22 protein-coding genes and 2 other annotated features are annotated in these 22,774 nt (G+C 37.0%); of the genes, 13 read left to right on the forward strand and 9 right to left on the reverse strand.

Annotated elements, in window-relative coordinates; translation table 11 throughout:
- The first annotated feature begins 515 nt into the window (after positions 1-515).
- Both VK90_RS11575 and VK90_RS11580 read left to right on the forward strand, forming a co-directional pair.
- Positions 516-1,007, forward strand: coding sequence for a dUTP diphosphatase (locus VK90_RS11575; protein WP_000365057.1), 492 nt, complete (start codon positions 516-518; stop codon positions 1,005-1,007).
- Between the two features lie 70 nt (positions 1,008-1,077).
- Positions 1,078-2,163: a M42 family metallopeptidase gene (locus VK90_RS11580; protein ID WP_002173699.1), complete on the forward strand. Its 1,086-nt coding sequence runs from the start codon at positions 1,078-1,080 to the stop codon at positions 2,161-2,163.
- A gap of 41 nt (positions 2,164-2,204) precedes the next feature.
- Here VK90_RS11580 and VK90_RS11585 read toward each other — a convergent pair whose 3' ends face one another.
- Positions 2,205-2,822: a TetR/AcrR family transcriptional regulator gene (locus VK90_RS11585; RefSeq protein WP_048372901.1), complete on the reverse strand. Its 618-nt coding sequence runs from the start codon at positions 2,820-2,822 to the stop codon at positions 2,205-2,207.
- A gap of 295 nt (positions 2,823-3,117) precedes the next feature.
- On the opposite strand from VK90_RS11585, the gene VK90_RS11590 reads away from it, so the two are divergent.
- Positions 3,118-3,771, forward strand: a complete 654-nt coding sequence (locus VK90_RS11590; protein WP_048372902.1) for an HlyD family secretion protein — start codon at positions 3,118-3,120, stop codon at positions 3,769-3,771.
- Between the two features lie 12 nt (positions 3,772-3,783).
- Positions 3,784-5,583, forward strand: coding sequence for a DHA2 family efflux MFS transporter permease subunit (locus VK90_RS11595; RefSeq protein ID WP_048372903.1), 1,800 nt, complete (start codon positions 3,784-3,786; stop codon positions 5,581-5,583).
- Between the two features lie 21 nt (positions 5,584-5,604).
- On the opposite strand, the gene VK90_RS11600 is transcribed toward VK90_RS11595, so the two are convergent.
- The 6 genes from VK90_RS11600 to sspI form a co-directional block, all read right to left on the reverse strand.
- Complete coding sequence (locus VK90_RS11600; protein WP_048372905.1) at positions 5,605-5,967, reverse strand: hypothetical protein; 363 nt, start codon at positions 5,965-5,967, stop codon at positions 5,605-5,607.
- A 13-nt stretch (positions 5,968-5,980) separates the two neighbouring features.
- Complete coding sequence (locus VK90_RS11605) at positions 5,981-6,355, reverse strand: hypothetical protein (protein WP_048372907.1); 375 nt, start codon at positions 6,353-6,355, stop codon at positions 5,981-5,983.
- A 157-nt stretch (positions 6,356-6,512) separates the two neighbouring features.
- Complete coding sequence (locus VK90_RS11610) at positions 6,513-7,226, reverse strand: CPBP family intramembrane glutamic endopeptidase (protein WP_048372909.1); 714 nt, start codon at positions 7,224-7,226, stop codon at positions 6,513-6,515.
- A gap of 142 nt (positions 7,227-7,368) precedes the next feature.
- Complete coding sequence (locus tag VK90_RS11615) at positions 7,369-8,040, reverse strand: CPBP family intramembrane glutamic endopeptidase (RefSeq protein ID WP_082147890.1); 672 nt, start codon at positions 8,038-8,040, stop codon at positions 7,369-7,371.
- Positions 8,041-8,307: 267 nt separating this feature from the next.
- Entirely contained in the window at positions 8,308-8,865 is a 558-nt protein-coding gene (locus tag VK90_RS11620) for an HD domain-containing protein (RefSeq protein WP_002173692.1), read from the reverse strand.
- 177 nt (positions 8,866-9,042) lie between these two features.
- Positions 9,043-9,252, reverse strand: a complete 210-nt coding sequence (gene sspI / locus VK90_RS11625; RefSeq protein WP_025147547.1) for a small acid-soluble spore protein SspI — start codon at positions 9,250-9,252, stop codon at positions 9,043-9,045.
- Positions 9,253-9,334: 82 nt separating this feature from the next.
- Between sspI and VK90_RS11630 the strand changes: the two genes are divergently transcribed.
- From VK90_RS11630 to VK90_RS27625, 5 genes are all read left to right on the forward strand, one after another.
- Positions 9,335-10,132, forward strand: coding sequence for a TrmH family RNA methyltransferase (locus VK90_RS11630; RefSeq protein WP_048372914.1), 798 nt, complete (start codon positions 9,335-9,337; stop codon positions 10,130-10,132).
- Positions 10,133-10,194: 62 nt separating this feature from the next.
- Positions 10,195-10,424: a binding site (T-box leader), on the forward strand.
- Positions 10,425-10,467: 43 nt separating this feature from the next.
- Positions 10,468-11,502: a phenylalanine--tRNA ligase subunit alpha gene (pheS, locus tag VK90_RS11635; RefSeq protein WP_000388222.1), complete on the forward strand. Its 1,035-nt coding sequence runs from the start codon at positions 10,468-10,470 to the stop codon at positions 11,500-11,502.
- A gap of 18 nt (positions 11,503-11,520) precedes the next feature.
- Positions 11,521-13,941, forward strand: a complete 2,421-nt coding sequence (gene pheT, locus VK90_RS11640) for a phenylalanine--tRNA ligase subunit beta (protein WP_048372916.1) — start codon at positions 11,521-11,523, stop codon at positions 13,939-13,941.
- 195 nt (positions 13,942-14,136) lie between these two features.
- Positions 14,137-14,388, forward strand: a binding site (T-box leader).
- 52 nt (positions 14,389-14,440) lie between these two features.
- Positions 14,441-15,832: an asparagine--tRNA ligase gene (gene asnS / locus VK90_RS11645; protein ID WP_048372919.1), complete on the forward strand. Its 1,392-nt coding sequence runs from the start codon at positions 14,441-14,443 to the stop codon at positions 15,830-15,832.
- 92 nt (positions 15,833-15,924) lie between these two features.
- Positions 15,925-16,059 (forward strand): YuzL family protein, encoded by a 135-nt coding sequence (locus tag VK90_RS27625; protein WP_002173687.1) that lies wholly within the window; start codon positions 15,925-15,927, stop codon positions 16,057-16,059.
- A 29-nt stretch (positions 16,060-16,088) separates the two neighbouring features.
- Here VK90_RS27625 and VK90_RS11650 read toward each other — a convergent pair whose 3' ends face one another.
- Complete coding sequence (locus tag VK90_RS11650) at positions 16,089-16,358, reverse strand: hypothetical protein (RefSeq protein ID WP_048372920.1); 270 nt, start codon at positions 16,356-16,358, stop codon at positions 16,089-16,091.
- Positions 16,359-16,586: 228 nt separating this feature from the next.
- Positions 16,587-17,525, reverse strand: coding sequence for a ribonuclease HIII (gene rnhC, locus VK90_RS11655; protein ID WP_048372921.1), 939 nt, complete (start codon positions 17,523-17,525; stop codon positions 16,587-16,589).
- 123 nt (positions 17,526-17,648) lie between these two features.
- Here rnhC and zapA point away from each other — a divergent pair, with 123 nt between their 5' ends.
- The 4 genes from zapA to VK90_RS11675 are packed head-to-tail and all read left to right on the forward strand — an operon-like array spanning position 17,649 to position 22,614.
- Positions 17,649-17,918, forward strand: a complete 270-nt coding sequence (zapA, locus tag VK90_RS11660; RefSeq protein ID WP_000082701.1) for a cell division protein ZapA — start codon at positions 17,649-17,651, stop codon at positions 17,916-17,918.
- Position 17,919: 1 nt separating this feature from the next.
- Positions 17,920-18,459 carry a CvpA family protein gene (locus tag VK90_RS11665; RefSeq protein ID WP_002173684.1) on the forward strand — a complete coding sequence of 180 codons (540 nt, stop codon included), beginning with the start codon at positions 17,920-17,922 and terminating at the stop codon, positions 18,457-18,459.
- A gap of 56 nt (positions 18,460-18,515) precedes the next feature.
- Positions 18,516-20,234 carry a DNA polymerase/3'-5' exonuclease PolX gene (gene polX / locus VK90_RS11670; protein ID WP_048372922.1) on the forward strand — a complete coding sequence of 573 codons (1,719 nt, stop codon included), beginning with the start codon at positions 18,516-18,518 and terminating at the stop codon, positions 20,232-20,234.
- A gap of 19 nt (positions 20,235-20,253) precedes the next feature.
- The gene (locus tag VK90_RS11675) at positions 20,254-22,614 is read left to right on the forward strand and encodes an endonuclease MutS2 (RefSeq protein WP_048372923.1); all 2,361 of its coding nucleotides are present in this window, start codon (positions 20,254-20,256) and stop codon (positions 22,612-22,614) included.
- Positions 22,615-22,774: the final 160 nt, after the last annotated feature.

A 22,774-nucleotide genomic window follows, 5' to 3' on the forward strand; every position in this document is an offset into this window, starting at 1 on the left:
GTTTTTTATTTGTATTCATTATAATTATTCAATAATTAATGAAATTCCCTACGTGATATCGTCACAATTGAGTGCGTTATTTCTCACCTCAGTATATTAATATGTGCTTGTAAGAACTTTTGGAAAGATAACGAGGAGGCGTTTACATGAAAGCAGGAAAGATCTACGGGCATGTCGTTATCGATAGGACAAAATCAATATAAAAGTTATAGCAATATAGAAGAATATACATATGAAGTCAGGGGAATCCTCCTGACTTTTTTATTTGTACTCATTCGTGAGGAAGTGTACCTTTCCTAGCAGAAACGACACTGCTATAATGGAAAGATGATATGGAACTTTCATCAGATGAATAATCTATGAATGATGATTGAAACGTATTTGCAAATTAAGGACAAGCTATCTTTATAAAGATGTAGGTAGCTGACTTGTTAATAAGAAACGAAAAATAATAATGAACTTTGAGATGAAACAACATTGTTGCGGAAAATGCGATGTTGGAGGAGGACAATAGAATGGACTTACTACAACTATTTAAATTACAGAAAGAATTAGACGATCGTATTGTGAAAGAGCATGACTTACAACCGAAGAAATTGTTAAAAGAAAAAATGTTAGCTCTTCTTGTAGAAATTGGAGAACTTGCAAATGAAACACGTTGTTTTAAATATTGGAGCAATAAACCAGCATCAGAACGTGAAGTAATATTAGAAGAATACGTAGATGGCCTACATTTTATTTTATCAATCGGAATCGATTTAGGAATTGATAAAAACTTCTTATTCTATAAATGTGCGCAAACGAATAAAACACAAGTAGAAATTTTCTTAGACACATATGCGAAAGTAATTCGTTTTACAGATCAACCATCTATTACGAACTATATTGAATTATTTACAAGCTATCTTCGCCTTGGACAAGCGCTTGAATTTGAACAAGAAGAAATTGAAAAAGCATACTTAGATAAAAATGAAGTAAATCATCAGCGTCAAACACAAGGATACTAAGTTAATTTTTGAATATTTCAATTTACTTATTGTATAATGAAGTGACTGAAGAAAAAGGAGGGTGTTGGCAATGACAAAATTAGACGCGACATTGACAATGCTAAAAGAATTAACAGATGCACGCGGTATTGCGGGTAACGAGCGCGAACCACGTGAAGTAATGAAGAAATATATTGAGCCGTTTGCAGATGAACTTTCTACTGACAATTTAGGAAGTTTAGTTGCGAAAAAAGTTGGGGAAGAAAACGGCCCGAAAATTATGGTTGCAGGTCATTTAGATGAAGTTGGCTTTATGATTACGCAAATTGATGACAAAGGATTCCTTCGTTTCCAAACGGTTGGAGGCTGGTGGTCACAAGTTATGCTTGCACAGCGTGTAACGATTGTAACGCGTAAAGGAGATGTAACAGGTGTAATTGGTTCCAAACCACCGCACATTTTACCTCCAGAAGCTCGTAAGAAACCAGTTGACATTAAAGATATGTTCATCGATATTGGTGCTTCTAGCCAAGAAGAAGCGATGGAGTGGGGCGTACGACCAGGAGATCAAGTTGTACCTTATTTTGAATTCCAAGTAATGAAGAATGAAAAAATGTTACTTGCAAAAGCATGGGATAACCGAATTGGTTGTGCAATTGCAATTGACGTATTAAAACAATTAAAAGATGAAAAGCATCCAAACGTTGTATACGGCGTTGGGACTGTACAAGAAGAAGTTGGTCTTCGTGGCGCGAAAACATCTGCAAACTATATTAAGCCAGATATCGCATTCGCTGTAGATGTTGGTATTGCTGGTGATACACCAGGTGTAACGGCGAAAGAAGCACAAAGTAAAATGGGTGATGGCCCACAAATCATTTTATATGATGCTTCTGTTATTGGTCATACAGGTTTACGTGATTTCGTTGTTGATGTTGCTGACGAATTACAAATTCCGTATCAATATGACTCTGTAGCGGGTGGCGGAACGGATGCAGGAGCAATTCATATTTCTGTAAACGGTATTCCGTCTATGGCGATTACGATTGCGACACGCTACATTCATTCTCATGCAGCGATGTTACATCGTGATGATTATGAAAACGCAGTGAAGTTAATTGTAGAAGTTATTAAACGTCTTGATAAAGAGGCTGTACATAACATTACATTTAATTAATAGAAAAAAAGCGAAGGGGAGTTTCCTTCGCTTTTTTTATGTTAAAACGGTCTTTCTAATCCTGCTGCCGTATGAGTTCCTAAAATAATTAAGCGAGTCAACTGCATTGCCATAAAATGCGGGGTATAGATCATGCCCTTTTTTAGCCATGACATAATCATTCCGAGATGAGCACCAGTAACATAACTAATGAGGATATCACGAGGGACCATAAGTTTTTCGTCGTTAGGCTGTGAAATGGATAAACTTAACGTTAAATGTGTTTGAATTGCTTTCATCATTTTATGAGTATAGTTTCCAGCTGCTTTATCACCAAGCATAACGTTATAAAATTTAGAATTTTCTGCGATATGCTCAAATAAAGCTAAAAAGGTCGGATGTGGGGAATCAAATGTAAGCTGAAAGTCTTCTTTACTGCGCTTTTCTGGCTTAATCACCTCGACTAGCTTTTCTAGCATCTCTTCTATGCTTTTTTCTAATAAGTCATATTTATCGTGATAATGGCTATAAAACGTAGCGCGATTTACAGGGGCACGTTCTGCGATATGTTGCACAGTTACATTTTCAAAACCCTTTTCGCCTACTAAAGCGACAAAAGCATCCTGTATGATCTGTCTCGTTCGTTTTACACGTGGATCATTTGTATTTTTAATAGACATTTTTACTTCACCTCGTTTAATTTTTTTTACTTAAACAACACATATATAGTGTAATGTTGTTTAAACAACATATGGATTTAAATTGTTGGTTGTAGATTCGGCATAATTATTTATAATTATAAACGATAGTCCTTTAGAAATCAGCACCGCTCGCAGGCAGACAAATTAGGTTTATACTGCAGATGGTGTGATTTTTTTGGTTAAAAGTTAATATAATTAACAATTAAGCAATCTAAACAAAAAGGATGTAAATAGTTTAGAAAAAAATTATATGCGATATAAGGAGAGGAATGCAATGAATCAGTTTCGAAGAATGGTAATTATCAACATTATCACATTAATTGTATTAGTTGGCGGCGGTATTGGCGGTTATTACTATTACAATCAAACAGAAAATTATTTAAAGACAGACAATGCAAAGATTGACGGGAAAGTAATCCCAATTGCATCACCAGTAGCAGGTAAATTAACAGACTGGAAAGCTGAAGTAGGTAAAAATTACAATGAAAATGATAAATTAGGCGCTGTTACTGTAGCGGGAGCAAATGGTGAGCAAACAGTAGACGTAACGATTCCACAAAATGCAACAGTTGTACAATCAAACGCAACAACAAACGCGTTTGTTGGAGCAGGAAGCCCGATTGCGTATGCATTTGATATGAACAATTTATGGGTAACAGCAAACATTGAAGAAACAACTATTGATGATGTTCAAAAAGGTCAAACAGTAGATGTATATGTAGATGCATACCCAGATACAACGTTAACAGGAAAAGTAGAACAAGTTGGATTAACAACAGCAAATACATTCTCGATGTTACCATCAAGTAACGCAACAGCGAACTATACGAAAGTAAAGCAAGTTGTACCAGTTAAAATTTCTTTAGATCATAGTAAATCAGTAAATATTGTTCCTGGAATGAATGTGTCAGTTCGTATTCATAAGTAAGGGGGAGATGAGATGTCCTCAATTGCAATTGTAGGATATGCGCTATTTTGTATAATCGTCTTCTTCCTTGTAAATCGTCTTTTACGAAAGAAAAAAACGAATGTGGGAGAAGAACAAGTCCCAGCCGTAAGTAAGATAGAAGTAAGTAAGATAGAAACAGTAGAGAAAGAAATTGAATCAAAACAAGAAACAGAAGTTTCTAATGTAGTTGAATTAGAAACAGGGAAGCAAGAAGAAGTAAAACAAGAAATAGAAGTGCCGAAAAAACAAATGTCTATGCCTCTAGAGAATGTAAACGTAAAAGCAGTTGTAACTGTATTAATTCTTGGTATGTTCATTTCTATTTTAAATCAAACGATCATTAATGTTGCATTGCCTCCGTTAATGAACGAATTTAACGTATCAACTTCAACGGCCCAATGGTTAATTACAGGCTTCATGCTTGTAAACGGAATTTTAGTACCGATTAGTGCGTTTTTAGTTTCACGATTTACGTATCGTAAATTATTCGTAGCAGCAATGTTATTTTTCACTGTAGGATCTATCATTTGTGCTACATCAGGTAACTTTACAATGATGATGACGGGCCGCGTTATTCAAGCGGTTGGTGCGGGTATTTTAATGCCAGTTGGTATGAATATCTTCATGACATTATTCCCGCCTAATAAGCGCGGAGCAGCTATGGGACTATTAGGGGTAGCGATGATTTTAGCACCAGCTATCGGACCAACTGTAACAGGTTGGGTAATTGAAAACTATAGCTGGAACTTAATGTTCTATGGGATGTTTGTTGTCGGTTTAATTATTACGTTCTTATCTTTAAAATTCTTTACACTAGCCCAGCCAGTGTCTAAAACAAAGTTAGATGTATTCGGTGTTATTAGTTCAAGTATTGGACTAGGTAGCTTACTGTACGGATTTAGTGAAGCTGGAAATAATGGCTGGACTAGTGCAGAAGTTGTTATAACACTTATCATCGGTGTCATTGGTTTAGCTGTATTTATTTGGAGAGAGCTAACAACGGACAATAAAATGCTTGATTTACAAGTGTTTAAATATCCAGTATTTACTTTTACTTTAGTAATCAATGCAATCGTTACGATGGCCTTATTCGGAGGTATGTTATTACTTCCAGTATACTTGCAAAACATTCGCGGTTTTACACCGATGGAATCAGGTTTATTATTACTTCCAGGATCATTAATTATGGGAATTATGGGACCAGTTGCAGGTAAACTATTTGATAAGTATGGTATTCGTCCGTTAGCAATTGTCGGATTAGCCATTACAACATTTGCGACATATAAATTTACAACGTTATCGATGGATACACCGTATAGTGTTATTATGACGGATTATATTATACGTTCAATTGGTATGTCATTCATTATGATGCCAATTATGACAGCTGGTATGAACGCATTGCCGATGAAATTAATTTCTCACGGTACAGCAACGCAAAATACGTCAAGACAAGTAGCTGGTTCAATTGGAACAGCGATTTTAATCACGCTTATGACGCAACAAACAACTGCTCACGTAGCAGATTATGGCAATATGTTAACAACATCAAACCCGATTTTAGTTGATAAAGTACACGGTATGGGTCAAAGCTTAGCGGCCTTAGCTGGATCAGCTCAAGCTGGAGACGCGATGAGTGCACAACTATTATTCGGACAAATTTCAAAGCTATCTGCAATTAACGGTATTAACGATGCCTTCTTAATTGCAACGATATTAGCGGGCGTTGCTTGGGTGTTATCGTTCTTCTTACCATCAGGCAATAAACGAAATAGAAAAGCAGGGAATTAAATTCCCTGCTTTTTTATGTTTTTATGTAGTTAGATATAAAAGGTGATAAGCAGTCAAAGAACATAATCCTGTTATAAACATAATTATCCCCATAGAACGAATATGCGTTAATTGTTTTCCGCTTATAATAGCTAATAGTCCAGCTAAAGGGAAAAAGCACCAATATAAAGTTCCTGAAATCGGGAGCATCTGCTCTAAATCTATTCCATAATTTATACAAATGATAGGAACAATGATAAGCAATATGCTAATCATTCCAGCTATGAAGGTAAGTAATTTTCGATATTTAATTCCGGCAGCAATTAAAAAAATGCCAACGATGAATTCACATAACAATAAAATAGGGGCTAAGATAAACCAAATAAATAATCCGGTAGATTCCATGTATAATAACTCCTCAACGAATGAAAAATGAATCAGGCATAGACATGAGCTGATAACAAATAGCTGCGAACAGTCCTATTGAGAAAATAATGAATCCCATGTTGCGTATACTATTAATTTTTGAACGTGCCCCATTCATTCCTGCTAATAGACCAGCTAAAGAGAACAGCATCCAATATAGAACAGTTGGAATGTGAAGAATGTCCTCTCCATTGATACCTTTGCTCAAAAAAATAAAAGGCATTATAACGAATGAGAAACAAATAATCCCCATTAAGATAACAAGTAATTTTCGATGAATAATTCCTGTTACTACTAAAAAAATACCACCAGCAATTCCACATAATAAGAGAAGCGGCATAAAAAATATCCAAATAATACTGAACATATGTAAACTCCTTTATATTAATTAAGTTATATTTTACTACATGAGGTTTATTTTGGATATTATTAATGAATATGTATAAATTGATAGAAATGAGTAGTAGCGATACGAATTAATAGATGTAGAGAGCGTTAGAGAGGTATCGTGATGATACCTCTCTTTATCCTAAAAATGCTACCATATTATTTATAATATGAAATAGTATGGTTGGAATGATGGAATTTGTTTTCTTGTATAAAATGGCCATCATTAGTCCTGCGAAGAAAGCACTCACCATTATCCCGAGTGAGTATGTATGGGCGACTCCGAAAAATAAACTTGTCAAAATTGCAGCAATCCAGAATGGGAACCGCTCTGAGAAGAAGCGAAGCATAAAACCTCTGAAAATAAGTTCTTCAAAAATGGGTGTAAGTATTGCGGACCCAATAAGTAACAATATTTGATATTGCTCTAAAATATGTAAGTTTAATGCAGTCGTTTGTTCTTCTAATGCATCTGGAAATACGTGTTCTAATACGAATAAATTGAAAAGGATATTTAATGAGAAGAAAATGAGTAAATATGCGTATGTACGCCATCCTTTTAATACTCTAAAGTTAAATGATGATAATAATAACCTTTTGGCAGGCTCGTATTTAAATATGAAGAACAATAGAATAGTCAGTTGTAGTGCAATGCCAGTCGTATCTATAATAGATTCGCATAAGGCGATTTGTGATTTATCTGCAAAAAAACTTTTATAAATTATTAGTGGGAGTATAAGGAATCCAGTTATAAAACCAGTGCCCCAAAATGCAAATAGAGCAGAGGGAATAAACTGTCCCCATGACATGGATTGTTTTTGAGTATCTGAAATCTGTGCATTTGATTGCATATGAAAAACCCTTTCTTTTTTATTTATATATTGATTTTATTTCTTGATAGTAAAAAGGTGGGATGGGGGTGTCTTCAATAAATTTGATTTTTAAGTGAGAAATAATCAGTGGAGGATAAAGAATTCACCACTGATGGAAGTTTTATAATAATGCTAGGGTATTATTCAGCATGTGCAATAAAATAGCTGGAATAATTGAATTTGTCTTTTTGCATAAAATAGCCATAAATAGACCCATGATGAACATACTAAACATAACACCAGTTGAATATATATGACCTATTCCGAAGAGGAAGCTAGACCCAAGTGCTGCAATCCAAAAAGGAAAGCGCTGTTGTAGGAAGTGAAGAATAATGCCGCGGACTATAAGTTCTTCAAAAATAGGTACAAAGATAGCGCTGCCTAGTAGCAATAACAGTTTGTATTGTTTTAACATTTCTAGGTTTAAAGCGGATGACTGTTCTTTTGCCGCATCAGGAAAAAGATTAGTAATGATAAATGTATCACTAACAATATATAGTCCATAGAAAAGGATTATATATATATATGTGCTTACTTTTTTAAATGGTGTAAAGTTTAGCGTTGGGACAATTAAATTTCTTAACGGTTTGTATGAATAAATTAAAATTAATAAAATGCACAATACAAATAAATTTCTTCCAGAAGTAGTAAGGGATTTGGTTAAAGCAATTTGTTTTGGATCGGTTAGGCCTTCTGTATAAATAACAGTAGGAAGGCCTATGAAAAGGTCGGCCAGGAATCCTGTTCCCCAAATCGCAAAAACGATTGAAAATAGAAATTGTGAGAGTGACATAGGATGTTTTTGTGAGTAAGTTAGTTGTGTGGCTTGTTGTATAATAGTGAATCACCTATCCTTATATATTGAAATTGTATATAAAGATTATAAAATATACGTAAGAAAAAGTCATTACTATAGTAAAAGGTATATTTTTGACTCCACTATTTACAGACAGTAATAATCTTATATTGATGTTCTGTGAAAACGAATTATCGAAAAATCCTGTTTATTTTTTAAGGTAAAATAATAAAAGAGGTATCACTCTGTAGTGATGCCTCTTTTTCATTGGTAAATGTGTTCTGTTGTTTTATTCAATTTCTTTTGCTCTATTTGTAATTCACGCTCTACCAATCGGTCTAATTGCTGAATTGCCTTTAGGGCTTTTTCATAAGAAATAGTTCGGTAATGGTGAGCTCCGCCTGGTTCTTCGTCTGCTTCATCCGCCCACTTAATAATGTTTTGTAGAGGTGTTCTTTCAAGTGTTTGTTCTACTAAGAAAGAATCAGTGTGCAATAGAATTGCAACAGAAATTTCTTTTGCTTGCTTCGGATGTTCTCCTAATCGGATTAATAATTTATGAGCTCTTTCCGCCCCTTTAATTGCATGTATATCATTCTTTTTATACAATTCATAGTCCCATTCTCCGCCTGTATACCATGTATGATGTCCGATATCATGAAGGAAACCGGCTTTTGTCGCAGCATCGACTGAGGCGTGATGCTTTTTAGCTAAGTGAAACGCATGGTAAGCGACAGCAATCGCGTGGACCATCCCAGAACGATTTACGTATTTTTGTGTAATATGATGTTTAAAAATTTGTTCAAGCGTAATACGGTGCATAAAACATTCACTCCTTTTATCTAATGGTGTATATGAAGAAAAATCGATCGGTTTAAATGTATTTTGAACATTGTACTCCATCGATCAGCGTTAGTAAAGTAGAAATGTTTAGGAGAAGAAAAATTTTATAAACAATAAAAGGTCACCTTAGTTTTTTCTAAGGTGACCTTTTATTGTTTATTTTTTTAATCCTTGCTCCAGCGTTTCTAACATTTCGTGTTTTTCATTTTCATCAGCATTTTTCCAAATGACTTCGAATAAAACGCCAAGACCTGGAAGCATTTTTTCTTCACCGCTTTGAATTGCATCGACAATCGTTTCTTGTAATTGGTCTTGTGAATTTCCAGATATATTCGCTAATACAGCGCCGCGTAAATTAAAACTCATTATTTTCACCTCTTCTTCAGAATTGAAACTGACGTTAGTTTTTGTTCTTTTTTATGTAAATATGTATGAAAAATAGGCTATAATGATAAGACAAGAAGAGAGGGAAATACATATTATGAAAAACATTGATTCAGTACAAAACCCGCGTGTGAAGCAGTGGAAAAAGCTGCAGACGAAAAAAGAGCGCGATAAAAAAGGTTTATTTTTTGTAGAAGGATTCCATTTAGTAGAGGAAGCTTTAAAGGCAGGAGTTGTAACAGAACTTATCGTTTCAGATCAGACAGACCTTCCGAAAGATTGGACAGTTAATGATGTTGAAATGTATATCGTGCCTGAAGCAATTGTAAAAGTACTTCGTGAAACAGAAACAACGCAAGGTGTATTTGCTGTTTGTGAAAAACAGGAGAAAGAAGTAGCTCTTACTGATGGGAAATTCCTTTTATTAGACGGTCTTCAAGACCCAGGTAATCTAGGGACTATTATTCGTACAGCTGATGCAGCTGGTATTCATGCCGTTGTGCTTGGAGAAGGTTGCGTTGATGTTTATAATAGTAAAGTACTCCGCTCTACACAAGGTTCTATTTTCCACTTACCGATTGTGAAAGGGAACTTAGAAGAATGGGTAGACAAGTTAAAAGAAAATAACGTCCCTGTATATGGAACAGCTCTTGAAAATGGAGTTCCATATGGTGAAGTAACACCGGCCGGAAGTTTTGCATTAATTGTAGGAAATGAAGGAAGTGGCGTACGCCAAGAAATTCTTGCGAAAACTGATCAAAACTTGTATATTCCGATTTACGGCGGGGCAGAATCACTAAATGTTGCGGTTGCAGCAGGGATTTTAACGTATTATTTACAAAGCCCAGTTGCGAACAAATAAAAAACTTCTTATAATAAGTTGAAGTACATGTTCGTAATGAACATATAATAAAAGTTAAATAATGAAAAACGTTGATAGAGAAGAGTAGCTTACAAAATCGCCATATAGGGAGAGAGTGCCGTAGACTGAAAGCATTCTTATGGTAGACGAAAGTGAATTCACCTCTGGAGTTGACGCCAGGACCATGTATATGTAAAGGCGTTCCGGCCAAAGCTGGCCGTTATAACTAATGAAGTGGGCAGACTTGTTCTGTCAATTTAGGGTGGTACCGCGAATTTACCTCGTCCCTTTTTGGGAGCGAGGTTTTTTTATTTTTAAAATTAGGAGGGTTCCAAATGGAAGCACGTTTAAAAGAGCTAAAGCAAAAAGCGTTAGAGCTTATTGAAGAAGCGAAGGAGCTAAAGGGCTTAAACGACGTACGCGTAGCGTATTTAGGGAAAAAAGGTCCAATTACAGAAGTATTACGCGGCATGGGAAAATTATCAGCAGAAGAGCGTCCACGTATGGGAGCATTAGTAAATGAAGTACGTGAAGCGATTCAAACGCGTCTAGAAGACAAAATTAGCAACTTAGAAAAAGCAGTAATCGAAGCAAAATTAGCTACTGAAACAATTGATGTTACACTGCCAGGTCGTCCTGTTGAAACAGGTTGTCACCATCCGTTAACAGCTGTTGTTGAGCAAATTGAAGATGTATTCATCGGTATGGGTTATGAAGTAGCTGAAGGGACAGAAGTAGAAAAAGACTACTACAACTTTGAAGCATTAAACTTACCGAAAGATCACCCAGCGCGTGATATGCAAGATACATTCTACATTACAGAAGAAACGTTACTACGTACACATACATCTTCTGTGCAAGCACGTACGATGGAAAATAATAAAGAAAAAGGCCCAATCAAAATTATTTGTCCTGGTAAAGTGTATCGCCGCGATGATGATGATGCGACGCATTCACACCAGTTCATGCAAATTGAAGGTCTTGTAATTGATAAAAACATTCGTATGAGTGACTTAAAAGGTACACTACAAGTATTCGTGAAAAAGATGTTCGGTGAAGATCGCGAAATCCGTCTTCGTCCAAGTTTCTTCCCATTCACAGAGCCATCTGTAGAGATGGATATTTCTTGTATGATGTGTCACGGCAAAGGTTGCGGCACTTGTAAAGGAACTGGCTGGATCGAAATTTTAGGCGCAGGTATGGTTCACCCGAACGTACTTGAAATGGCTGGTTATGATTCAAAAGAATATCAAGGCTTCGCATTCGGTATGGGAGCAGAGCGTATCGCAATGCTGAAATACGGCGTAGATGACATTCGTCATTTCTATACAAATGATGTACGTTTCTTACAACAATTCAAACGAGCGTAAGGGAAGGAGAGGATAAATATGTTCGTATCATATCGTTGGTTACAAGAGTATGTAGATATTAAAGATGTAACAGCACAAGAACTAGCAGACAAAATCACGAAAAGTGGTATTGAAGTAGAAGGCGTTGAAGTATTAAATAAAGGTGTAAAAGGTGTTGTAGTTGGTCACGTATTAGAATGTGAAAAACACCCAGAAGCTGATAAATTAAGCAAATGCTTAATCGATATCGGTGAAGAAGAACCAGTACAAATTATTTGTGGTGCTGCTAACATTGCAAAAGGTTTAAAAGTACCAGTTGCAAAAGTTGGCGCTGTACTTCCAGGTAACTTCAAAATTAAAAAAGCGAAACTACGCGGGGAAGCTTCTCACGGTATGGTTTGTGCTCTTCAAGAGCTTGGTATTGATGGGAAACTAGTTGCGAAAGAATACGCAGATGGTATCTTCATCTTCCCAAGTGACGCTGAGGTTGGTGCAGATGTACTTGAGATTTTAAACTTACATGATGAAGTACTTGAGCTTGGTTTAACACCAAACCGTGCAGATTGCTTAAACATGCTAGGTGTTGCATATGAAGTAGCTGCTATTTACGGCCGTGAAGTAAAACTTCCAGCTATCAACTTACAAGAATCAGCTGAAAAAACATCTGATTATATTTCTGTAAGTGTAGAAGCGAAAGAAGAGAATCCATTATACATTGCGAAAATGGTTAAGAACGTAAAGATTGGTCCATCACCAATGTGGATGCAAACTCGCCTTATGGCAGCTGGCATTCGCCCAATTAGTAATGTAGTTGATATTACAAACTACATTTTAATGGAATATGGTCAACCGTTACATGCATTCGATTACGATAAATTAGGTTCAAAAGAAATCGTTGTTCGTCTAGCTAAAGAAAGCGAAAAGATTCAAACGTTAGATGATCAAGAGCGTACATTACAAAGCCACCACCTTGTTATTACAAACGGTGAAAAAGCTTTAGCTGTTGCTGGTGTAATGGGCGGAGCGGATTCTGAAGTTGATAGTGATACAGTGAACGTTTTAATTGAGTCTGCATACTTTGCAGGTCAAACAGTGCGCCGTACATCAAAAGACTTAGGTATTCGTAGCGAATCAAGTGCACGTTTTGAAAAAGGAATCGACCCAACACGTACATTTGAAGCAATTCAACACGCTGCTGCTTTAATGGCAAAATATGCTGGCGGAGAAGCGCTTGAAGGTGTAGTAGAAGTTGATAACTTACAAGTAGAAGAGCGTACAGTATCTGTTACAGCTGAGAAAGTAAATCGTGTATTAGGTACAGACATTTCTACAAGTGAAATGGGTACAATGTTCACAAACTTGAAATTCCCATTCACAGAAGTAGAAGGAACATTCCATGTGAATGTACCAGCGCGCCGTCCTGACATTACAATTTCAGAAGACTTAGTAGAAGAAGTAGGTCGTTTGTACGGTTATGATCACATTCCAGTTACATTACCAGCTGGAACAATGACACGTGGTAAATTAACAGCAGCTCAAACGAAACGTCGTAAAGTACGCCGCTTCCTAGAAGGCGCTGGTTTATATGAAGCAATCACATATTCATTAACAAGTGCTGAAAAAGCGAAACAATATATGGTTGAGCCGAACGAAAAAGCACCTGTAAATCTTGCGCTTCCAATGAGTGAAGAGCGTAGCCAACTTCGTTTAAGCTTAGTGCCACAATTGTTAGAAGCAGTTTCATACAATGTTGCACGTAAAAACGACAGCGTTGCTTTATACGAGGTAGGTTCTATCTTCTTACCAACAGTAGCAGGAGAACTTCCGAAAGAAGAACAACATCTTGCAGGTGTTATGACAGGCCTTGCTCTTCACCATGCATGGCAAGGTGAGAAGAAAGTTGTAGACTTCTTCGTTGTTAAAGGTGTGTTAGAAGGATTATTCGACGTACTTGGCGTTGCAAACCAAATCACTTATGCACCAGCAAAACGTGAAGGTATGCATCCAGGCCGTACAGCTGACATCTTATTAGATGGCGAAGTAATTGGATTCATCGGTCAATTGCACCCAGAAACAGAAAAACAACTAGATGTGAAAAATACATTTGTATTCGAACTATCTCTTGTAAAAGTATTCGGTGCAGACGTTGAAGAAACTTACTACTCAGCAATTCCACGTTTCCCATCTATGACACGTGATATGGCTGTTGTGGTAACAACAGAAACAAAAGCTGGTGAAATGAAGCAAGTAATTGCTGAAGCTGGCGGAGAACTTCTGAAAGAAGTAACACTATTCGACTTATACGAAGGTGAGAAAATGGAAGAAGGCAAGAAATCACTTGCATTCTCTATGAACTACTTCGATGCAGAACGTACATTAACAGACGAAGAAGTAACAGAAGCACATAGCCGTGTATTAACAGCGGTAGAAGAGAAATTTGGTGCGGAGTTACGTAAGTAATAAAAAATTGCCGGATTAATTCCGGCAATTTTTTTAGTAGAGCGGTTGTCGATTACTGTCGGTAAGTCGATATTCTATGTTGAATCGCTGATATATTTCGAGTTACGGTCGATATATGATAAAAATCGCTGATATATTTTCCGACATCTTGCATCTTTCCCTCGAATGTAGTACATTAATTTTAGTTTAACAAAATGAAAGACGATGATAAGGAAAAGTAGTATATACTATAATCCAAAGCGAGTCAGGGGCGGTGAGAGCCTGATGAGGCGGTATATGTGAAGAACACCTTGGAGTTGCTAACCGAAATTGAAGCTTGTATTCAAGAGTAGACTTAGACGGGAATCCGGCCTGTTACAAACCGGGAAGTATGTATTACATACGAGTTAAAGTTGGTCTTTATGACAAATTGGGTGGTACCGCGAAGTTTAACCTTTCGTCCCTTTATGGATGAAAGGTTTTTTTGTATTTAAATATATCAGCAAAGGAGAATTTCACTATGGAAAACACATTAGTAAAAAGTCTGTATAGAGATACAGAGAAATACGCAGATCAAACAGTACAAGTATCAGGTTGGATTCGTAACTTACGTGATTCAAAAGCATTTGGTTTCATCGAATTAAACGATGGTAGCTTCTTCAAAAGCGTTCAAATCGTTTTCGATACAGAATTAGAGAACTTCAAAGAAATTGCAAAACTTCCACTTAGCTCTTCAGTTAAAGTAGAAGGTAAAGTAATTGCAACACCTGGAGCAAAGCAACCATTTGAAATTAAAGCAGAAAAAATTGATATTGAGGGCTTATCAGATTCTGATTACCCACTTCAAAAGAAGCGTCACACGTTTGAATACTTACGTACAATCGCTCACTTACGTCCAAGAACAAATGCATTCTCAGCAACATTCCGCGTGCGTTCTATCGCAGCGTTTGCGATTCACCAATTCTTCCAAGAGCGTGGATTCGTACATGTTCATACACCAATTATCACTGGTAGTGATACAGAAGGTGCAGGCGAAATGTTCCGCGTAACGACGCAAGATTTAAACAACGTACCAAAAAGTGAAGACGGACAAGTTGACGAGTCAAAAGACTTCTTCGGTAAAGAAACAAACTTAACGGTAAGTGGACAGCTGAATGCTGAAGCTTATGCATTAGCATTCCGTGATGTGTACACATTTGGACCTACATTCCGTGCAGAAAACTCAAACACAACTCGCCACGCAGCTGAGTTCTGGATGGTTGAGCCTGAGATTGCATTCGCTGAATTAGGTGATGTAATGAACCTTACAGAAGATATGCTGAAATATGCAATGAAATACGTATTAGAGCATGCACCAGAAGAAATGGAATTCTTCAACAGCTTCGTTGATAAAACAGTTCTAGAGCGCATGAACAACGTAATCAACTCTGACTTCGGTCGCATCACATATACAGAAGCAATTAAAGTACTTCAAGAGTCAGGCGCTGACTTCAAATACCCAGTAGAATGGGGTATTGATTTACAAACAGAGCATGAAAGATACTTATCAGAAGAAATCTTCAAACGCCCTGTATTCGTAACTGACTATCCAAAAGACATTAAAGCGTTCTACATGCGCTTAAATGAAGATGGTAAAACAGTAGCTGCTACTGACCTTCTAGTTCCTGGCATCGGCGAATTAATCGGCGGAAGTCAACGTGAAGAAAGAATGGACGTTTTAGTAGACAGAATTAAAGAACTAGGCATGAACGAAGAGGACTACTGGTGGTACTTAGAACTTAGAAAATACGGCGGTACAAAACACGCTGGATTCGGTCTAGGTTTCGAGCGCTTCCTAATGTACATCACTGGCATGGCTAACATCCGTGACGTAATTCCATTCCCAAGAACTCCAGGTTCTTCTGAATTCTAAAATATAAAAAAGCGAGAGGGAATCCTCTCGCTTTTTTATTTTGAATAGTTTATTACCTCGCAGCAAATAGTAACGTGAAGGGGTGAATGTAAATGGGTAAAAAAGTGAAAAAAGATCATTCTAGATCAAGCCTAGGTTCTCCAGAAGTGGAAGGACAAGGAACAACGACACATGAAACTGGTTCTCATAAAGTATCTTCATCAAATAAGAAGCAAAAACGAAGCTAATATAAAAGGGAGAGTCGTGGTGACTCTCCTTATTTAAACAATCCTCTTCTTCTAATCATAAATTCAAGTTCCTCACAGAAGTGTTGCAGCTTGGCTGGGTTACGAATTAACAAGTGGGCATCGTGTTTCCCGATAAATTTTCGAATTCGAAAATTTAATAAAAAAGATCGACCGTATTTTTCTATTAAATCGTTGAACTCTCGTTGTTCACTGAGTAACTGAATGTTTTCTCTAATTTTGAACTGTCTTTCGTGTGGATCGCCTAGTAAAATATTTAGAATCATTTGTAGAAGTAGCAATGGGAACCTCTCCTTGATTTGTTTATATTCTGTATATTTAGATTATAACAAAAAACAAGAGATTCTTTACCGTTAATTACAACAAAAATGGGATTTTTTACATTTCCTTGTGCCATGATGAGATGAAGGGTAATTTCTAGGTTGTTATATCATTTATAAAAGGCGAAAAGAATCCAATTCTTTTCGCCTTGTTTAGTTCATGAAAATCATGTCGATACTAAAAAGTAGTTATTTTTTCAATAAGCGAAATGCTTTCTCCGTATTAGCAAAATGCAGTTTCACAAACTCAGGTAGTCTTTCTTTTCCAAGCTTCTGAATGAGTTTAGCAGCGGCAATATCTACTTGTTTGCCAGCACCTTTCGGAAGTGGCATACCAGCTTTTTTGCTTAGTTCGTCAAATTGTTTTACAAATGAGTAACGAGCCAAAATGGAAGCAGCGGCTACCGCTAAGTGAACGCTCTCACCTTTCGTAGCGAAATAAACATTTTCACGCTGTACCTGTTTTTGTTTCGCTAAATATTTATAGTATGTATCAGGTTGCGTAAATTGGTCGATTAAGATGCCTTCTGGTGTTGTAGGTGCAATTTTTGCTAATAAGTTTGTGATGGCTTTATTGTGTAGCAAAGCTTTCAGTTTACCTTGGTTGTTTCCTTTATCAAATAGCTCATTATACTTTTCATTGTGAAGAACGAGAGAGCTATAAGGAACAACGTGAAGGAGTTGTTTTGCAATCTCTGCAATTTGGGCATCGTTTAAGTTTTTGGAATCTTTTACACCGAGTTCTTTTAAGAGCGGAATTTGCTTTGCATCCACATATACAGCAACTACTGTCATCGGTCCGAAATAATCGCCAGTACCTACTTCATCGGATCCTACAATAGACATTGTACCGATGGAAGAGGGCGGGGCATAACGATGTGAGTTAGCCGATTTTTTTACAGCTGATTTTGGTGCTGCAGAGACAGTTTGCCAACGAGTAGCTTCTGCTTCAGCACGGCCACCTTGGAACATCACTTTGCCTGATTTATATGCTGTAATCGTGCAAGATGGAACTTTTGCCATAAAGATACCGCCTTGCGGAATTTTCGGGCTAAGCGCCTGTTTATATTGTTGTTTCATGTCTTCAATTACTGTAGAACTTGTTTGTAATACGATAGAATTTGACAAGATGGTCGCTCCTTTTTTATATTGTTATTTTTATCATATCGGATTGTTCTTTCTGTTTCCATATTATGATGGTTCATGGTATGATAAACTTTAGGATTCTGTACGTGATTGGAGGCCGGTGAGTTGTCACAACAAAAGGGAAAGAAAAGTCGAATTAATGTAGAAATCTATGGTCAGCAATATTCAGTTGTTGGCGATGAAAGTACAAGTCATATCCGCATGGTAGCAGCGATTGTGGATGATAAAATGCGCGAACTCAATGCCAAGAATCCTTCGCTTGATACGAGTAGACTAGCGGTATTGACGGCGGTAAACGTCATACACGATTACATAAAATTAAAAGAAGAACATGAGAAGCTGAAAGAAAGTATGACAAAAAAAGGAATGGAATAACATGATTGATATTATTATCATTTTACTGCTTGTTATGGGATTTTTCCTTGGCTTACGCAGAGGGTTCATCTTACAACTTATAAAGTTAACAAGCTTTATTATCGCATACCTTGTTGCATACTGGTACTGTAAAGATTTAGCGCCAACACTTGCGAAATTTATTCCGTATCCATTTGATAAAAACGTATCTGTTCCAGAATGGATTGATGCAAATAATATTGAAACAGTATTTTATCAAGCAATTGCGTTTATCGTATTATTTATTATTACAAAAATCGCACTTTCATTACTTGGTAATTTGTTAAATATGTTTGCAGAAATACCGGTTTTAAAGCAAGTGAATGCACTTGCGGGGGCAATCCTCGGATTTTTAGAAGTGTATATTATTTTGTTTGTCTTAATTATTGTTGGAACAATTCTTCCAATTGAACAATTGCAAACACCATTACAAAAATCATCAATTAGCAAAATAATTATAGACGATACACCGATTCTTTCTGAAAAGGTGAAGGAACTATGGCAGACAGGTAGCAGAGTATAACTTCTCTTTTTTCGGAAAGAGAAGTTTTTTTCTATGAAAGAAAGGCGGGGGCAATGATGAAAGTAAATAAAAAACAAGTTATTAAATTATTGGAGACAATCGGCCTATTTATGGAATTAAAGGGCGCAAATCCATTTAAAATATCTGCATTCCGTAAAGCGGCGGCAGCGCTAGAAAGTGATGACCGTAGTCTTTCTGAAATTGAAGATTTCACAAAGATTCCGGGCATCGGAAAAGGAACCGCAGCGGTAATTCAAGAATATATAGAATCGGGAACATCTGAAGTACTACAAGAACTTGAAAAAGAAGTACCGAGCAGTTTATTACCGCTATTAAAACTACCAGGCCTTGGTGGTAAGAAGGTAGCTAAGTTATACAAAGAGCTTGGTGTTGTCGATATGGAAACGTTAAAAGCTGTTTGTGAGGAAAATAAAGTACAAGCTTTAGCAGGTTTCGGTAAGAAAACAGAAGAGAAAATATTGGAAGCAATTGATCAAGTCGGATCTCGTCCCGAGCGTTTACCAATTGCGATGGTATTGCCTATTGCCGGGGAAATAGAGGGGAAATTGTCGAATATTGCTGAGGTAATTCGTTTCTCTCGCGCTGGTAGTTTACGTCGTGTTCGTGAGACAGTAAAGGATTTAGACTTTATCATTGCGACGACAGAACCAGCAGTAGTACGCTCGCAATTACTACAATTTGATAATATGATTGAAGTAATTGCGAGCGGGGATACGAAGGTATCTGTTCGTCTTCAATATGAATACGATATTTCAATTGATTTCCGTCTTGTAAAACCAGAAGAGTTTATTACAACTCTTCACCATTTCACAGGATCAAAAGATCATAACGTAAAAATGCGCCAAATTGCAAAAGATAAAGGCGAGAAAATTAGTGAGTACGGTGTAGAAAACTTGGAAACAGGTGAAGTGAAAACATTTGAAACGGAAGAGGAATTCTTTGCTCATTTCGGTCTTCCATTCATCCCGCCAGAAGTGCGTGAAGATGGAAAAGAAATTGAATTAATTAAAGAGTATCCGAACTTAATTCAGTTCTCTGACATACAAGGTGATTTACATATGCATACAACGTGGAGTGATGGTGCTTTTTCAATTGAAGAAATGGTACAAGCATGTCGCGCTCGTGGATATAAATTTATGGCAATTACCGATCATTCACAATACTTGAAAGTAGCGAATGGCTTAACGAAAGAGCGTCTTCGTGAGCAAGCGAAAGAAATTGAACGTATGAATGAAAAGTATCCGGACATTACAATTTTACGCGGAATTGAAATGGACATTTTACCAGATACAACACTGGATTTTGATGATGAAGTATTAGCAGAACTAGATTATGTCATTGGAGCCATTCACTCTAGCTTCTCACAAGACCGTGAAACGATTATGAAACGTCTTCGCACTGCACTTGAGAATAAGCATGTCACAATGATTGCCCATCCGACAGGTCGTCTTCTTGGGCGCCGTGAGGGGTACGATGTAGATACAGATTTATTAATAGAACTCGCAAAAGAAACAAATACAGTTTTAGAATTAAATGCGAATCCGAACCGTCTAGATTTAAGTGCAAAATTATTAAAGCAAGCACAAGATGCAGGCGTAAAAATAGCGATTAATACGGATGCTCACACACTTGAAATGTTAGAAGATATGGAAACTGGTGTAGCGGCAGCTCGTAAAGGTTGGATTCAAAAAGATAACGTGATTAACACGTGGGATATTGAACGTTTATTAGACTATATTAAACGTAATAAGTAACACAAGGGGGACCTGCAACATGTTAGAACGAACGTTGCGTGTATTAGAATACAATAAAGTAAAAGAACACTTACTTGAACATACAGCATCTTCACTTGGTCGTGACAAGGTGAAGAATTTAGTGCCAAGCACAGATTTTGAAGAAATTGTAGTCATGCAAGAAACGACGGACGAAGCTGCGAAAGTTATCCGATTAAAAGGAAGTGTGCCATTAGGCGGCATTTCAGATATTCGTCCAAATGTAAAACGTGCGAAAATCGGAAGTATGTTAAGTCCAAATGAACTACTTGATATTGCAAATACGATGTACGGTAGTCGTCAAATGAAACGATTCATTGACGATATGATTGAAAACGGTGTTGAACTTCCAATTTTAGAAACACATGTTGCACAAATTGTATCTTTATATGATTTAGAAAAGAAAATTACAAATTGTATCGGTGACGGCGGTGAAGTAGTCGATAGCGCAAGTGACAAATTGCGTGGTATTCGTAACCAAATTCGCACTGCGGAAAGCCGTATCCGTGAGAAATTAGAAAACATGACGCGTTCTTCAAACGCACAAAAAATGTTATCAGACGCGATTGTAACGATTCGTAACGAACGCTACGTAATCCCGGTAAAACAAGAATACCGCGGTGTATATGGAGGTATTGTTCACGATCAATCGGCTTCTGGACAAACGTTATTTATAGAACCACAAGTAATTGTAGAGTTAAATAATGCACTTCAAGAAGCACGCGTGAAAGAAAAACAAGAAGTAGAACGCATCTTAATGATGTTAACAGAAGAAGTAGCAGTAGAAGCTGATATCGTTCTATCAAACGTAGAAGTAGTTGCGAATCTTGATTTCATTTTTGCGAAAGCTTTTTATGCGAAGCGAATTAAAGCAACGAAGCCAATCGTAAATAACGAGCGCTATATGGATTTAAGACAAGCACGCCATCCGCTTATTGATCCGGAAATTATTGTGCCAAATAACATTATGCTCGGTAAAGACTTCACGACAATTGTTATTACAGGACCGAATACAGGTGGTAAAACTGTTACACTGAAAACAGTTGGTATTTGTGTATTAATGGCGCAATCTGGTCTTCACATTCCAGTAATGGATGAATCAGAGATTTGTGTATTTAAAAATATCTTTGCTGATATCGGTGATGAGCAATCAATTGAACAAAGTTTAAGTACGTTCTCCTCACATATGGTGAACATTGTAGACATTTTAGAAAAGGCTGATTTTGAAAGCTTAGTTTTATTCGATGAATTAGGTGCTGGAACAGACCCACAAGAAGGAGCTGCACTGGCAATTTCAATTTTGGATGAAGTATGTAACCGCGGTGCTCGCGTTGTTGCAACAACGCATTACCCAGAATTAAAGGCATACGGATATAATCGTGAGCAAGTTATTAATGCGAGCGTTGAGTTTGATGTGAATACATTAAGCCCAACATACAAATTATTAATCGGTGTACCAGGACGTAGTAACGCGTTTGAAATTTCGAAGCGTCTTGGATTATCTGATCGCGTTATTGATCGAGCACGTAACCATATTAGTACGGATACAAATAAAATTGAAAATATGATTGCGAAGTTAGAAGAAAGTCAAAAGAACGCAGAGCGTGACTGGAACGAAGCAGAAGCGCTTCGCAAGCAATCTGAAAAACTTCATCGCGAATTACAGCGTCAAATTGTTGAATTTAACGAAGAGCGTGATGAACGATTATTAAAAGCGCAAAAAGAAGGGGAAGAAAAAGTCGAAGCTGCGAAGAAAGAGGCAGAAGGCATTATTCAAGAACTTCGTCAATTGCGCAAAGCACAACTTGCAAACGTGAAAGATCACGAGCTTATTGAAGCGAAGAGCCGTCTAGAAGGGGCAGCGCCAGAGCTTGTTAAGAAACAAAAAGTAAACGTGAAAAACACAGCGCCAAAACAACAATTACGTGCAGGCGATGAAGTAAAAGTATTAACGTTCGGTCAAAAAGGTCAACTACTTGAAAAAGTAAGTGATACAGAGTGGAACGTACAAATCGGTATTCTGAAGATGAAAGTGAAAGAGTCTAACATGGAATACATTAATACACCGAAGCAAACGGAGAAAAAAGCAGTCGCAACGGTAAAAGGTAGAGACTATCACGTTTCATTAGAACTTGACCTTCGTGGTGAACGTTTTGAAAATGCAATGGTGCGCGTTGAGAAATATTTAGACGATGCACAGCTTGCAAGTTATCCTCGTGTATCAATTATTCACGGTAAAGGAACAGGAGCACTTCGCCAAGGTGTACAAGATTACTTGAAGAAACATCGCGGTGTGAAAAGCTTCCGTTACGGCGATATGGGCGAGGGAGGCCTAGGCGTAACAGTTGTCGAATTAAAATAGCAAACAACCAAACAAAAGGGGAACCATTATATGTTTATGGACAAACTTGCAAAAGTATTGTTAGCTTGTTGCGGAATATTTTTGGTGATTGGGGTTATTTATTTAGTTGTTTTTGCGAAGTAAAGGAGCGTCAATCTTGGCATAATGATATTGCCATGGA

This window comes from Bacillus sp. LK2, assembly GCF_001043575.1.
Lineage (GTDB): Bacteria > Bacillota > Bacilli > Bacillales > Bacillaceae_G > Bacillus_A > Bacillus_A paramycoides.